This window comes from Pseudomonas corrugata, from assembly GCF_050920615.1.
Classification (GTDB): domain Bacteria; phylum Pseudomonadota; class Gammaproteobacteria; order Pseudomonadales; family Pseudomonadaceae; genus Aquipseudomonas; species Aquipseudomonas corrugata.
The window spans coordinates 1877145-1891534 of the sequence record NZ_CP130434.1 but is presented as its reverse complement, the minus strand read 5'-3'; the positions used below and the strand labels follow the sequence as shown (position 1 = coordinate 1891534).

17 protein-coding genes are annotated in these 14390 nt (G+C 62.2%); 7 read left to right on the top strand and 10 right to left on the bottom strand.

Features of this window, described 5'->3' with window-relative positions; genetic code table 11:
• Window positions 1–1179, top strand: a complete 1179-nt coding sequence (locus QZH45_RS08645) for a vWA domain-containing protein (RefSeq protein WP_055135329.1) — start codon at window positions 1–3, stop codon at window positions 1177–1179.
• 105 nt (window positions 1180–1284) lie between these two features.
• Here QZH45_RS08645 and QZH45_RS08640 read toward each other — a convergent pair whose 3' ends face one another.
• From QZH45_RS08640 to QZH45_RS08610, 7 genes are all read right to left on the bottom strand, one after another.
• Window positions 1285–2205 (bottom strand): biotin-dependent carboxyltransferase family protein, encoded by a 921-nt coding sequence (locus QZH45_RS08640; RefSeq protein WP_024780420.1) that lies wholly within the window; start codon window positions 2203–2205, stop codon window positions 1285–1287.
• Window positions 2202–2906 carry a 5-oxoprolinase subunit PxpB gene (pxpB, locus tag QZH45_RS08635; RefSeq protein WP_053192959.1) on the bottom strand — a complete coding sequence of 235 codons (705 nt, stop codon included), beginning with the start codon at window positions 2904–2906 and terminating at the stop codon, window positions 2202–2204. Before pxpB ends, QZH45_RS08640 begins: the two co-directional genes overlap by 4 nt.
• A complete protein-coding gene (locus QZH45_RS08630) occupies window positions 2903–3655 on the bottom strand; it encodes a 5-oxoprolinase subunit PxpA (protein ID WP_024780418.1) in 753 nt (250 codons plus the stop codon). The genes pxpB and QZH45_RS08630 overlap by 4 nt, the downstream gene beginning before the upstream one ends.
• Before the next feature lie 63 nt (window positions 3656–3718).
• Window positions 3719–5005 carry an MFS transporter gene (locus QZH45_RS08625; protein WP_053192960.1) on the bottom strand — a complete coding sequence of 429 codons (1287 nt, stop codon included), beginning with the start codon at window positions 5003–5005 and terminating at the stop codon, window positions 3719–3721.
• A 220-nt stretch (window positions 5006–5225) separates the two neighbouring features.
• Entirely contained in the window at window positions 5226–5768 is a 543-nt protein-coding gene (locus tag QZH45_RS08620; protein ID WP_024780416.1) for a DUF2937 family protein, read from the bottom strand.
• Window positions 5769–5780: 12 nt separating this feature from the next.
• Window positions 5781–6557, bottom strand: coding sequence for a class II glutamine amidotransferase (locus QZH45_RS08615; RefSeq protein ID WP_024780415.1), 777 nt, complete (start codon window positions 6555–6557; stop codon window positions 5781–5783).
• A gap of 32 nt (window positions 6558–6589) precedes the next feature.
• A complete protein-coding gene (locus QZH45_RS08610; protein WP_024780414.1) occupies window positions 6590–7090 on the bottom strand; it encodes a hypothetical protein in 501 nt (166 codons plus the stop codon).
• Window positions 7091–7180: 90 nt separating this feature from the next.
• On the opposite strand from QZH45_RS08610, the gene QZH45_RS08605 reads away from it, so the two are divergent.
• Both QZH45_RS08605 and QZH45_RS08600 read left to right on the top strand, forming a co-directional pair.
• Window positions 7181–9235, top strand: coding sequence for a S9 family peptidase (locus QZH45_RS08605; RefSeq protein WP_024780413.1), 2055 nt, complete (start codon window positions 7181–7183; stop codon window positions 9233–9235).
• 136 nt (window positions 9236–9371) lie between these two features.
• Window positions 9372–9845 (top strand): cyclic nucleotide-binding domain-containing protein, encoded by a 474-nt coding sequence (locus QZH45_RS08600; RefSeq protein ID WP_024780412.1) that lies wholly within the window; start codon window positions 9372–9374, stop codon window positions 9843–9845.
• 44 nt (window positions 9846–9889) lie between these two features.
• Here QZH45_RS08600 and QZH45_RS08595 read toward each other — a convergent pair whose 3' ends face one another.
• A complete protein-coding gene (locus QZH45_RS08595) occupies window positions 9890–10177 on the bottom strand; it encodes a hypothetical protein (protein WP_080686279.1) in 288 nt (95 codons plus the stop codon).
• A 74-nt stretch (window positions 10178–10251) separates the two neighbouring features.
• Between QZH45_RS08595 and QZH45_RS08590 the strand changes: the two genes are divergently transcribed.
• The 4 genes from QZH45_RS08590 (at window position 10252) to QZH45_RS08575 (ending at window position 12471) form a co-directional block, all read left to right on the top strand.
• The gene (locus tag QZH45_RS08590; RefSeq protein WP_024780411.1) at window positions 10252–10938 is read left to right on the top strand and encodes a spermidine synthase; all 687 of its coding nucleotides are present in this window, start codon (window positions 10252–10254) and stop codon (window positions 10936–10938) included.
• Window positions 10939–10986: 48 nt separating this feature from the next.
• A complete protein-coding gene (locus QZH45_RS08585) occupies window positions 10987–11361 on the top strand; it encodes a YajD family HNH nuclease (RefSeq protein ID WP_003184246.1) in 375 nt (124 codons plus the stop codon).
• Between the two features lie 184 nt (window positions 11362–11545).
• Entirely contained in the window at window positions 11546–12016 is a 471-nt protein-coding gene (locus QZH45_RS08580; protein WP_003198862.1) for an RNA methyltransferase, read from the top strand.
• Between the two features lie 77 nt (window positions 12017–12093).
• On the top strand, window positions 12094–12471 hold the full coding sequence (locus QZH45_RS08575) for a YgaP family membrane protein (RefSeq protein ID WP_053192966.1): 378 nt from the start codon (window positions 12094–12096) through the stop codon (window positions 12469–12471).
• Window positions 12472–12622: 151 nt separating this feature from the next.
• Here QZH45_RS08575 and QZH45_RS08570 read toward each other — a convergent pair whose 3' ends face one another.
• Window positions 12623–13855, bottom strand: coding sequence for a hypothetical protein (locus QZH45_RS08570; protein ID WP_024780409.1), 1233 nt, complete (start codon window positions 13853–13855; stop codon window positions 12623–12625).
• Window positions 13856–13886: 31 nt separating this feature from the next.
• Window positions 13887–14336, bottom strand: a complete 450-nt coding sequence (locus QZH45_RS08565; protein WP_024780408.1) for a YcgN family cysteine cluster protein — start codon at window positions 14334–14336, stop codon at window positions 13887–13889.
• Between the last annotated feature and the right edge of the window lie 54 nt (window positions 14337–14390).

Here is a 14390-nt window from a genome sequence, read left to right as displayed (position 1 = left end):
ATGCTGCTGAACCTGTTCAATGAGATGCGCGCCGCCAAGGTGCCGGTGTCGGTGCGCGAACTGCTGGACCTGATCAACGCGCTGAAACAGCGGGTGATCTTCGCCGACATGGACGAATTCTATTACTTGTCCCGAGCGATCCTGGTGAAGGACGAGCGCCATTTCGACAAGTTCGACCGAGCGTTCGCCGCTTACTTCAACGGCCTGGAAAAACTCGACGACCATCTCCAGGCGCTGATCCCCGAAGATTGGTTGCGCAAGGAGTTCGAGCGTTCGCTGACCGATGAGGAGCGGGCGCAGATCCAGTCCCTGGGAGGCCTCGACAAGCTGATCGAGGAATTCAAGAAGCGCCTGAAAGAACAGAAGGAACGCCATGCCGGCGGCAACAAGTGGATCGGCACCGGCGGCACCAGCCCGTTCGGCTCCGGTGGTTTCAACCCTGAAGGCATCCGCGTCGGCGACGCCGGCAAACGCCAGGGCAAGGCCGTGAAGGTCTGGGACCAGCGCGAGTACAAGAATCTCGACGACCAGGTCGAACTGGGCACCCGCAACATCAAGATCGCCCTGCGCCGCCTGCGCAAGTTTGCCCGCCAGGGGGCGGCCGAAGAGCTGGACATCGATGGCACCATCGACCACACCGCCCGGGACGCCGGCCTGTTGAACATCCAGATGCGCCCCGAACGGCGCAACACCGTCAAGCTGTTGCTGCTGTTCGACATCGGCGGCTCGATGGATGCCCATGTGAAAATCTGCGAAGAACTGTTCTCGGCCTGCAAGACCGAATTCAAGCACCTGGAGTACTTTTACTTCCACAACTTCGTGTACGAGTCGGTGTGGAAAAACAACCTGCGCCGCACCTCGGAACGCACTTCGACCCAAGACTTGCTACACAAGTATGGCGCCGACTACAAAGTGATCTTCATCGGCGACGCCGCCATGGCCCCCTATGAAATCACCCAGGCCGGCGGCAGCGTCGAACACTGGAACGAGGAAGCGGGCCATGTGTGGATGCAGCGTTTCATGGAGAAGTACAAGAAACTCATCTGGATCAACCCTTACCCCAAGGACACCTGGGGTTACACCGCCTCGACCAACATCGTGCGGGAATTGGTGGAGGACCGAATGTATCCGCTGACCCTGCGAGGGTTGGAGGAAGGGATGCGGTTTCTTTCCAAGTAAGGACTGTTGTCGAGCATTCGGGCCTCATCGCGAGCAGGCTCGCTCCCACACTGGATCTCCGTCACACATGAGATCCCTGTGGGAGCGAGCCTGCTCGCGATGCTTCTAGCGGTCTAAAAAGCCCCGCAAGCACTCCACCTGCTGCCGATGCGCAACCTCCTGCACCACCGGCCGCAACCGCACCTGGGTCCCTGGCAGGCATTGCGCCAACCGCGCCAGGGCCAATGGCGTCAAGGCACCCAGGCGCGGGTAGCCGCCAATGGTCTGCCGGTCGTTGAGCAGTACGATCGGCTGGCCGTCCGGCGGCACCTGTACGGCCCCCAGGGGAATGCCCTCGGAAATCATCGCAGGCCCCTGGTACTCCAGCTCAGCGCCCAGCAGGCGGATGCCCATGCGGTCGGCGCGGCTGTCCAGCGTCCAAGGCGTGTTGAACGCGTCGAACAGGCTCCGTCCGCTGAACGCGCCATTCTGCGCCCCCAGGATCAGCTCCAGCGGCTGAGCCTGCTGGAAATCCGGAATCAGCCTGCCCGGCATCGGCCGAGGCGTGACCGGGCCTGAATAGCTCAAGTGCTGGCCACGGCCCAGCGCCCGCCCCAGCCCATCCAGGCCGCCGAGCTCTTCACGCACCACCGTCGCCCGGCTGCCCAGCACCGCCGGCGCATCGAACCCACCGGGGGCTGCGAGGTACGCCCGGGCACCCAGCACAGGTTGGGTCAACGCCAGGGTCTGGCCTTTGCGCAAACTGAAATAGCGCCACGATGCCACGGCCTGGCCGTCCAGCCGCGCCCCGAGATCGGCCCCGGCCAGCGCCAGTACGCAATCCTCTTCAGCCACTACCGTGAAGCCGCCGAGGGTGATCTCCACCGTCGTCGCGTCCAGAGCATTACCCAACATCCAGTTGGCCCAGGCCATCGACAGCCAATCCGCCGCGCCGCCCTGGGTCACGCCCAAATGTCTGACGCCGAAACGGCCGCCGTCCTGCAACAGGCACAGCGGTGTGCTGGCCTCGATCAACAAACGGCTCATGCCAGGGCCTCCTGCGGTGTGTCGTCGCCGTCCAGTGCGATGAATTCGGCGTGGTCAACTGCGACAAAGCGCACCGTGTCGCCGGGCTGCATCAAGCTGTAGCCGTCACGCTCGCGATCGAACAGTTTGGCCGGAGTACGGCCGATCAGGTTCCAGCCGCCGGGCGACACCAGCGGATACGCCGCGGTCTGGCGCTCGGCAATGCCTACGCTACCTGCTGCCACTCGCTTGCGCGGCGTGTCGAGGCGCGGCGCGGCCAGCATTTCGTTCACCAGCCCCATGAAGGCGAATCCCGGTGCAAAGCCCAGGGCGAACACCTGGTATTCGTGCTCGCTGTGACGACGGATCACCTGCTCCACCGTCAATCCGCTACGACTCGACAACAGACTCAGCTCAGGCCCCACGCTGGCGTCGTACCACACCGGCAGCACATGGCTCTGGCCGACCGAGCGGGCGTCGGGGGAGAGATTGTTCAGCGCCTCGTTGACCAGGTCCCGAGCCTGCGCCGGGTTCAACGCCAACATGTCGTAATGCACCATCAGCGTGGTGTAGGACGGCACCAAGTCGATCAGGTATTCGGCGAACACCTCGCGCAGACGCTCGCTGGCAGCGAGCATCCACGGCATGTTGGTCTCGGCGATCTCATCGAACAGTCGCACCATCAGGCAGTCCACCGCGACCACTTCCACCCGTGGTCTCATGATGCACGCTGCCGGTCCAGCGCTTCGCAGATGCGTTGCACCGCCGCCACGGAGCTGGCGTTGTCACCGTGCACGCACAAGGTATTGGCGTGCAGGAGCAACGCGCTGCCATCGCTGGCGACCAGCGAGTCGCCACGAGCGATGGCCAGGGCCTGCCCGATGATGGTTTCGGCATCGTGATGCACCGCGTCCGGCAAGTGTCGCGAAACCAGGTGACCGGCGCGGTCATAGGCACGGTCGGCGAAGGCTTCGAACCACAACGTCAGACCATATTCGTCACCCAGGGCCTGGGCGGCGCTGTTATCCCGGGTCGCCATCAGCATCAGCGGCAACTGCGGGTCATAGGCCGCGACGGCCTGGATGACGGCGCGCAGTTGCGCCGGGTTGGCCATCATGTCGTTGTACATCGCGCCATGGGGTTTGACGTAGCTGACCCGCCCGCCCTGGGCCCGGCAGATACCGTCGAGAGCACCGATCTGGTAATGCAGCAGGTCCTTCAGCTCCTGGGCGGTATAGGCCATGGAGCGGCGGCCGAACCCCGCCAGATCCTGATAGGCCGGATGTGCGCCGATTTGCACGCCGTGGTTCAGGGCCAGGCTGACAGTCTTGCGCATGATGCTTGGGTCACCGGCATGAAAACCGCAGGCGATGTTGGCGCAATCGATGAAGGGCATCACCTCGGCGTCCAGACCCATGGTCCAGTTGCCGAAGCTTTCGCCGATGTCGCAGTTCAGTAGCAGGCGGTTCACAGTGAACGCTCCTGTAGGTTGTTTCTTTTCTGGCCGTGGGGCCTGCGCCCCACAGATTATCAGTTACTCGGCATCCAACTGTTTGCCCTGGGTTTCCGGCAGGCTGAGGGCCGCCAGGATCACCACGCCGTAGGACACGGCCGCGAATGCACCGATGCCGACACTCAATGACACCTTCTGGCTTAGCAGGCCGATCAGCAGCGGGAACAGCGCCGCCAGTGCGCGGCCGATGTTGTAGCAGAAACCCTGGCCCGAACCGCGGATACGGGTCGGAAACAGTTCGGTAAGGAACGAGCCCATGCCGCTGAACATCCCCGACGCGAAGAACCCCAGGGGAAAGCCCAGCCAGAGCATCACGTTGTTGCTCACAGGCATCTGGGTGTACAGCAACACGATGACGAACGAACCGATGGCGAACAGGACAAAGTTCTTCTTGCGGCCAAGGATGTCGGTCAGATAGGCGCTGATGACGTAACCCACATAGGAACCAACGATCACCATCGCCAGGTAGCCACCGGTACTCAGCACACTCAAGCCACGTTCATTCTTCAGGAAGGTCGGCAACCATGAGGTGATGGCGTAGTAGCCACCCAGCGCACCGGTGGTCAGCAACGAAGCGCGAATCGTGGTGAAAAGAATGCCTGGGGCGAAAATCTCGTAGAACTTCGCGGGATTGCTCGGTTCCTCGCGAGCCTTGGTCTGGTTATAGATTTCCGGTTCCTTGACCATGCGCCGGACGAAAATCACGAATATCGCCGGGACCAGGCCGAGCATGAACAGGGCACGCCAGGCGTCTTCCGGTGCCAGCACCGAAAACAGCAGCGCGTACAGGATTGCCGTCATGCCCCAGCCGAGAGCCCAACCCGCCTGCACCATGCCAACCGCCTTGCCGCGGTCCTTGGCGCGGATCACCTCGCCCATCAGCACCGCACCGGCGGTCCATTCACCCCCGAAGCCGAAGCCCATCAGGGTACGGGAAATCAGCAGTTGATCGTAACTCTGGGCCAGGCCGCACAGGAAGGTGAAGAACGCAAACCACAGCACTGTCAATTGCAGGGTGCGGACCCGACCGATGCGGTCCGAGAGAATACCCGCTACCCAGCCGCCAAGGGCAGAGGCGATCAGGGTGCTGGTCTGGAGCAGCCCCGCCTGTCCGGTGGTGATGCCCCACATTGCGATCAGGGTCGGTACTACGAAACTGAGCATCTGCGTATCCATGCCGTCCAGGGCATAACCGATCTTGCAGCTCCAGAAGGTGCGGCGCTCCTGCTGATTGATGTTGCGATACCAGTCGAACGGGCCGGAACGGGCCTGGGTTTGGGGGACGCCGAGTGTGTCAGGGGCACTCATGGTGGTTCTCCACGGTTTTATTGTTATAAGCCTCAACGATGGGAACGTTGAGACCGGTTGCCCCGATTCTTGGGCCCACGGCGCGGCGCGTCCAACGAATAAAATTGCGGACGGGTCATAAGAAAAAGTTGATTGGGTGGGAAAACGGGGGGCGTGGTTGATCACCCTTGTGGCGAGGGTGCTTGCTCCCTTGCCACAGAAAAGCTCTATCGGGGCTGTGTCAAAGCCCGCGCAAATTCCGCTCTTCAATCGGCCGGCTCTGGCGCAGGCGCTTGCCGCCCAGCACCACCCAGTCGATCAGGCGGAACAGGCATTCCAGACCGAACGACAGCAGCATGGCGCCGCTGATCCCCCAGATCATCGCTTCAGGGGTCAGCAGGACCTGGTAGCTGTAGCCGTTCCAGGTTTCCTTGCGGATGTCTGGATCGGCGGCCAGCGCCACTTGCAGCAAACGGATATACCACGGGCCTTGCATCGCCTGGTATTGCTTGTCCAATGCCTGCTGGCGCACAAGCAGCGTATTCAGGCTGTCGGCATCGCTGCGAAAGATCGGGTCCTCACTGGCACGGTAATGAGCCACCAGGGCCTGCATGTCACCCTTGAAAAACTGGTTGGCCGTGCCCTGAAACCCTTGCAAGCCGTTCTGGGCTTCGATCAGGTGCGCTTCGACCCGCTTGGCGTAATCGCTGATGAAACCCGGCACCTGGACTCCGACCAGCAGGCCCACTGCAAACAACACCAGCCTTAGATAACTGAGCAACATAACGTGACGTCCTTATTCGGTGCGGCCATGGCTGACGCATTCGCCGCGTCGCCACAGGCTCCATTGGCCCGGTTCATAGCGGGTCCAGGTTTCGTTTTCGGTCAAGGGTTCGGTGGCGATCACCGTAACCACGTCATTGGGCGTGGTTTCAGCCTGGAAATCCACAATCACATCCACGTCCTTGAGCCGCGCCGGGCCGAACGGCGCGCGACGGGTGATCTGGGCCAGTTTGGTCGAGCAATAGCAGAACAGCCAGTCGCCGTCGCTGAGCAGGCAATTGAACACGCCCTTGCTGCGGTACTCGGAACAGGCCTGGATCAGCGAGGACAGCAGTTGTTCCACCTCCACCGGTTCCGGAAAAGCCTGGCGCACGCGGTTGAGCAAATCACAGAACGCCGCTTCGCTGTCGGTATCGCCCACCGGGCGGTAGAAACCCACTCCCGGCCGGAAACCGGCTAGCTGGCCGTTATGGGCAAAACACCAATTCCGCCCCCACAACTCGCGCACGAACGGGTGGGTATTGGAAAGGCAGACCTTGCCGACGTTGGCCTGGCGGATATGCCCGATCACTACTTCGCTCTTGATCGGATAGCGCTGCACCAGGTTCGCCACTTCCGACTCGCTGCTGGCCGCCGGATCCTGGAACAGGCGCAGGCCACGGCCTTCATAGAACGCGATGCCCCATCCGTCCCGGTGCGGCCCGGTCTTGCCGCCGCGCTGCATCAGCCCGGTGAAGCTGAACACGATATCGGTCGGCACATTGGCGCTCATGCCCAGTAACTCACACATGCTCGGACTCTCGCTTGAAGGGGCGGGCCGGGTTACAGACGCGGCTCGATACGCGAACGCTGGGGGTTGCTCGGCACTGGCGGGCGACCGTAACGGTCATCGCCGGCCACGCCGAACGGCGGCTCGTCGTCCTGCGCATCAGCCGCAGCGGCCGCCGCTTTCGCGGCGGCGGCCCTTTCCTTGCGAGCGTTGGAAGCACGCTCGATGGGGAAGCGGATCAATGCGAAGATCAAGTAGACGCCGAAGGCAATCATGCCGTACATGAGCAGGTCGGACGCCGCCCGCCAGACGTTGTTGCCAACCTTGAACAGAATGTCCAGGGCAGCAATGGCCAGGGCCGGGGCGAATTTGTCCTTCACCGGGTCGACAATGGTGGGGCAGAACAGCAACACCGCCATCAGCAACCGCAGCGGCTCGCGCAACCAGCGCCACATCCAGCGGGTGATGCGCATCCATACCAGCAGGCAGCCCAGTGCGGCGAAGGCATAGAGGCCCCAGGCAATCAGATAGTCGTTCTCGGTCATGGTGTCCATGGCAAGGCAGGCAAAGAGGCGCTTATAGTAACGGCTTTTCGCCCGTCAGGCTGCCCAGACGTGCGCCATGAATATGTTCGAGAGCCTTTCATGTCCTTATCCGCCCATGTTTCCAACGCCCCGGTAGCCCGAAAGGACGCCGGTGTCGACCCGTATGCCTGGCTGCAGGAACGCGACACAGACGCCGTGCTCGACTACCTCAAGGCCGAAAACCGCTTCCAGGAAGATCAACTCGCCGACCAGGCCGAACTGCGCGAAACACTGTTTCAGGAAATCAAGGGCCGGATCCTCGAGACCGATCTGTCCCTGCCCTCGCCCTGGGGTCCTTACTTGTACTACACCCGCACCACGGCCGGTGACGAGTACCCTCGCCACTACCGCTGCCCGCGCCCGGCGGACGACAGCCTGACCGTGGACGAACACCATGAACAATTGCTGCTGGACCCGAACGCGCTGGCCAATGGCGGTTTCTTTTCCCTGGGTGCCTTCAGCATCAGCCCCGACCACCAGCGCCTGGCCTACAGCCTGGACACGACGGGCGACGAGACCTACACACTGTTCGTGAAAGAACTGTCCAACGACAAAGTCAGTGAACTGTCCTTCGAAAACTGCGACGGCAGCATGACGTGGGCCAACGACAGTCTCACGCTGTTTTTCGGCGAACTGGACGATACCCACCGCCCCCACAAACTCTGGCGCTATCGCCTTGATGGCACCGCCGCCGAAGAAGTGTTTCATGAACTGGACGGGCGTTTCTTCCTGCATTGCTACCGTTCGAGCTCCGAGCGGCAGTTGATCCTGTCTTTGGGCAGCAAGACCACCAGCGAAGTCTGGGTACTGGATGCCGCCCAACCCCAGCAGTCCTTCACCTGCCTGGCGCCACGGGTTGAAAATCACGAATATGACGTCGATCACGGCCTGCTCGACGGCCAATGGACCTGGCTGATCCGCAGCAACCGCGACGGGATCAATTTCGCGCTGTACCAGGCCCCCGACACGGGCGCGGCGCCGACCGAGGCCGACTGGCAAAACCTGATCCCCCACAGCGACACGGTAATGATCGATGGCCTGAGCCTGAATGCCGGCGCCATGACGCTGAGCCTGCGGGAGGGAGGCCTGCCGATCATCGAGGTTCATCCGCAGGACTTGCCGGCTTATCGCGTACAACTGCCGGATGCAGCCTACAGCCTCCATGTGCAGAACAGCCTGGAGTTCGCCAGCGAACGCATCCGCCTGCGTTATGAAGCCCTGAACCGCCCGGCGCAGATCCGCCAGTTGGACCTGGCCAGTGGCGAACAGGTGGTCCTCAAGCAAACCCCGGTACTGGGTCCGTTCGATGCCGATGGCTACGTCAGCCAGCGACTTTGGGCTACGGCACCGGACGGCACGCAGGTGCCTATCAGCCTGGTGGCCAAGCGCGAGGCCCTCGGCCAACCGGTGCCGCTGTATCTGTATGGCTACGGCGCCTATGGCGAAAGCCTCGACCCATGGTTTTCCCATGCGCGACTGAGCCTGCTCGACCGCGGCGTCGCCTTTGCCATTGCCCACGTGCGAGGCGGCGGCGAGCTGGGGGAAGCCTGGTACCGCGCCGGCAAGCAGGAGCACAAACACAACACTTTCAGCGACTTCATCGCTTGTGCCGAGCATCTGATCGACAATGGCTTTACCACTGCCGGACAACTGGCGATCAGCGGCGGCAGTGCCGGTGGCCTGCTGATCGGCGCGGTCCTCAATCAACGCCCGGAGCTGTTCAAGGTCGCGATAGCCGAAGTTCCGTTCGTCGATGTGCTCAATACCATGCTCGACCCGGACCTGCCATTGACCGTCACCGAATATGACGAATGGGGCAATCCGGAGGAGCCGGACGTTTATGATCGGATCAGGGCCTACGCGCCGTACGAAAACGTCCGCGCCCAGGCGTACCCGGCGCTATTGGTGATCGCCGGCTACAACGACAGCCGTGTGCAGTATTGGGAAGCGGCCAAGTGGGTCGCGAAATTGCGCGCCACCAAGACCGATGACAACCCGTTGCTGCTCAAGACCGAACTGGGTGCCGGCCACGGCGGAATGAGCGGTCGCTATCAGGGGTTGCGTGACGTAGCACTCGAATACGCATTTGTGTTGAAGATTTTGGGCAAGGCTTGAGGAACTCTGCTTGAGGGCCGGGTCTTAGCTCCATGAGCTGGGCCCAGCCTTGGCACAATTCAGAACTGTGGGAGCCTGCTCGCTCCCACAGGGATCATCCCACTCTTGCAAAGAACACCAAAAAAGACCGTAAGCCATGCCAGAACCGACCTTACTGAACAATGAAATCCGCGACTGGCTGATGGACTGCGGCCTGTTCGATCAATTGCTGCCTGTCGACTTCGCCGCCGCGTCGGGCTACTTCAGCATCAGCGCCATCGCCCAGGGTGAAGCGATTTTCCGTGAGGGCGATGCCGGCAGCTTCATGTGCATCATCCACACTGGCCAGGTGGCCGTGCAAAAGACTGGTCCCGACGGGCAACCGGTGACCATCGCCACCCTGCGCAGTGGCAGGGCGTTCGGTGAAATGGCCGTGCTGGATGGCGAACGGCGTTCGGCCAGTTGCATCGCCGCCAGTAATTGCCAACTGCTGAACCTGGGCAAGGACTCCCTGGAAAAAATGCTCAACGATGCCCCCAAGGTCGCCGCGAAAATCATCCGCGCCCTCGCCGTCTCCCTCTCCAAGCGCCTGCGCATGGCCGATGGGCAGTTGTTGTCGCAGCAGGTCTAGCGGCACATCTCCCCTGTGGGAGCGGCATCCAAACCGAATGAAGTTCAGCCCCCCGGCGACTTGGCCTTGGGCGGCTTCACCTCCATCCCCGGTAGCGGTTGATCCGGCGGCGGCCTGGGTATCTCGATCGGTGGCAGCAAGGGTGGCCCGTCATTGCCGGAACCAGCCTTGGGCACGCTGCTGGGTGCGACCGGTGGGTAGGGCATCGGAGTGGGGGTACCGGGCGAACCAGGAATGCTGGGTGGGCTGACCGGAATCGTCGGCTGCTGGGCCTGTGCACAACTTATTGAGAGCACCGCCAGGGCAATGGCCGTTAGAATGATGCACTTCATCAGTGGCTCCGTGGCTACTGTCACCTTCAGGCTAGACCCTACCGCACCGGCCCGCCCTCCCTCATGAGATTTCCATGAAACGTTTCGTTCTGCTCGACACCACTCCCATCCCCGACAATGGCGGTGCCCTGTGCCTGTTCGAGTACGGCGAAGACTTCGTCATCAAGATACAGGGCGGTGACGGCGGCCAGCTGATGAACACCCGCATGCACGGCTCCGAGGATGCCTTGGCGCAGATTCCCTGCCGCAAGGTCGCCGGGCGTCCGGACTCACGCGTGCTGATCGGCGGCCTCGGCATGGGATTCACCCTCGCCTCGGCCCTCAAGCATCTGGGCAAGAACGCCGAAGTCGTGGTGGCCGAGTTGGTACCCGGCGTGGTGGAGTGGAATCGCGGCCCCTTGGGCGAAAAGGCCGGGCGGCCGCTGGAGGACCCACGCACGGTGATCCGCCTGGAAGATGTAGCCAAAGTGCTGCAAGCTGAGCCCCAGGGTTTCGACGCGATCATGCTCGATGTCGATAACGGCCCCGAAGGCCTGACCCAGAAAGCCAACAGTTGGTTGTATTCGGCCGGCGGCCTGGCCGCCTGCGCGAAGGCCCTGCGTCCCAAGGGTGTGCTGGCGGTCTGGTCGGCCAGTGCTGACCGGCAGTTTTCCGACAAGCTTAAAAAGGCCGGCTTCAAGGCCGAAGAGGTGCAGGTGTTCGCCCATGGCAACAAAGGCACCCGCCACACCATCTGGATTGCCGAGAAGCTCAAGGGCTGAGCTAAACTTCGTTCAACCGTCATCAGTCTTATCTACAAAGGTGAACCCATGAGTTCGTCAACACCTCCTTCCAATACCGCGAAGCTGGATCGCATCCTCGCTGACGCCCAGCGCGACCGGGAAATGGGTTACCGCGACAAAGCCCTGAAAATGTACCCCCACGTCTGTGGCCGCTGCGCCCGTGAGTTCTCCGGCAAGCGCCTGAGCGAACTGACCGTTCACCACCGCGACCACAACCATGACAACAACCCGCAGGACGGTTCCAACTGGGAACTGCTGTGCCTGTACTGCCACGACAACGAGCACTCTCGCTACACCGACCAGCAGTACTTCGGCGACGGCTCCCTGAGCACCCCGAAAATCGCCAAGGCGACTCACAACCCGTTTGCGGCGCTGGCCGGGCTGATGAAGAAAGACGAGTAACCGGCAAGGTACCGAGCGCCTGTCAGGCCCTCATCGCGAGCAGGCTCGCTCCCACATTGGAATGCGGTTTCCTGTGGGAGCGAGCCTGCTCGCGATAGCGATGCTACCTTCACCACCCATATTGAAACTGACCCCCTCCCCCATTCCCCGTATAATCGCGCCTTTTCCCAAAGGCACCCCGCCCGTGGCCAACAAACGCTACAGCTGCATCGGTCTGTTCAACCCAAAATCACCGGAAAACGTCGGTTCGGTCATGCGTGCCGCCGGTTGCTACGGCGTGGCGTCGGTGTTTTATACCGGCAAGCGCTATGAGCGGGCCGCCGACTTCGTCACCGACACCAAGAAAGTCCACTACGACATTCCGTTGATCGGCATCGACGATCTGAAGAAGATCCTGCCCCTGGGCTGTGTGCCAGTGGCCGTGGAGCTGGTGGAGGGTGCCCGCCCCCTGCCCGAATACACCCACCCGGATCGGGCACTGTATATCTTCGGCCCCGAAGACGGCTCGCTGGACAAGGACATCCGGGACTGGTGCGAAGACGTGGTGTACATCCCCACCACCGGCTGCATGAACTTGGCAGCTACCGTCAACGTCGTGCTGTACGACCGCATGGCCAAAGGCAACAACACCCGCTCGGGGCCACAATTCCGCTGACCGGTGGGAAATTCCATGGAACGACGGATTCCCTCGGGCAGTCAGTTTTATACCAATTCCCACACTGGAGACAGGCCATGAGCGATAACAATCCGTTCGAGCCAATCGAGAGCACGCCGTTCCAATCCCGCCCAGCGCAAAACGTCCACGGTTGGGAACGCGCCGGCTCCCTGGCGGGCGGCGTGCTGATGATGGGCAAGGGCTTGCGTCGTGGCGGCATTATCGGTCTGGCTCAACTGGCAATCGGCGGCATGGCGCTGGCGCGGGGCATCACCGGGCATTGCTCGGCCAAGACGCTGCTGGAGAAGAGCCGCCAGAACCTGAGCGACGCCCGTGTCCGGATCGAGCAGGTCGGCGATGAACTGAGCCGCATGAAGGCCAACGCCGAGGCGGCAACCGGCACGGCTACGGTGACCGGGAATGATTCGTTGGATTCACCGAAGACCGGGCTTTGAACTTGTAGCGCAGCTAAAGGCCAATCGCGGGCAAGCCTTGCTCCCACAGGAACCCCGCTGCCTTTGGGAGCAAAGCTTGCCCTGATGCCAGTCAGGCAAGAATCAGACAGTGCAAAACCTGTGGGAGCAAAGCTTGCTCGCGATGGCGGTATTACTGGAGTAACCGGTTATCCAGCACCGTAGACGCACCGCCCAGAATGCTCTCGCTGAGCTGCACGAATTCGCGGGTGTCGACCGTTTCCAGGCGCATCGCCGCCTGCAGCACATCATCGAGCGAGCGTTTGTTACGGGTTTTCAAACGAATTTCCCGATCCAGCTCCTGCAGCAACAGCACCGCCTTGGCGATCATCGCGGGGCTGACCTGTTCGCCGCGCAGGGTCGTCACACCCTGACTATCCCGGGCCAGGCGCTCTTCCAGGGTCTTGTAACGCTCGTCGCTCATGCCGCCGGCGCGGCGCAGCAGCTCGATGGCGTAGTACTCAGCCAGGCCTTCGCTGATCCAATCACTGCGTTCACGGTCGTGGACACGGGCAAGGGTCTGCACCAACTCCCGCAGCAACGGGCTGGTGCCCCGTTCGCTGACCAGCGGCGGACGGCTGTGCAGGTAAATCGACTCATGGCCGGCCAGGGCACCACGCCACAATGGGTCTTGGGCACCGACGATCAGCAGTTTCGTGGGGTGGCGCGGTATCAGCGCCTGCACCTGCGGCCAGACGAAGGTCAGCAGCGTCAACACGTCCATCCGACGCATGCCCTGGCCCAGGGGCGAGGCCACAGTGACTTCGGTTTCACCCAACCGCGTTCGGCGGCTGCCGAGCTTGCCGGCCAGCATCCACCCCGTGGGACGGTCGAATAACCGCGAAGGGTTGTCGATACGAAAACGTCGCTTGCCGATACGTGGCCAGGGCGTTTCGACGCTTTTCCAGCCGGCGGGCAATTCAACGTCCAGGCGCGCCACCAGTTCGACGCCGTCTTGCTGGTCGAGCCGGGCCGACGGCACCAGGTCATCACCACGCAGCAAGGCCCAGGCAGGGGTCATGCGGGTTTCGAAGGTGCCATTCTTGCGCCCATGGCTGATGCGCACCCGGTAGGTCAAGCTGGACTTGTCGGCGCTCGGGCGCCAGAGGCCTCGCGTGGTTTTACCTGAAGTCAGTTGCCACTGACCGTCCGCCATGAAATCGCTGTAGCGGCTGCCGTCGCCGAGATCGAAATCCAGGCTGCGCACCGCCGAACCTCGAGCCAGGGTCAAGCGCACCTCGGCCTGATCGCTCTGCGGCAACAGGTGCACGTGATAATCCAGATCGACCTTCTGTGCCGCCCATAGCGGGCCGCACACCGCCAGCAGCCCGCCGATCGCCAGCATCCGTTTCAACCCTGCATCCATGGGCTCTCCCGGTGATGCAACGCCCGACGATTCAGCCGGCGCGAAAAATCAGATGATCTTCCCAATCGTCTTCAGGCACGCTGCCTTCGGCCAGCATGCGCCCGGACTGGGAAATACGTTCGTGGTGCACGGCATCGCGGTCGCCACAGACCAGATGGTGCCACAGCGGCAGGTCCTTGCCCTCGCTGACCAGCCGGTAAGCGCAGGTCGGCGGCAACCATTTGAACTCATCGGCCTTGCCCGGCGTGAGCTGGATGCAATCGGGAACGGACTCGCGGCGACGCGGATAATCGGTGCACTGGCAGGTTTTCAGGTCCAGCAGTTTGCAGGCGATGCGGGTGTAGTAGACGCTGTTGTCATCTTCGTCTTCGAGCTTTTGCAAGCAGCACAGGCCACAGCCGTCGCACAGCGATTCCCATTCCTGCGCATCGAGCTGATCGAGGGTCTTGCGTATCCAGAAAGGTTCGACTTTGGCGGCCATGGCTCAAGTATCAACATCAGGTGGTGAAAAGGCCGACAGTCTAGTGCCGGGACC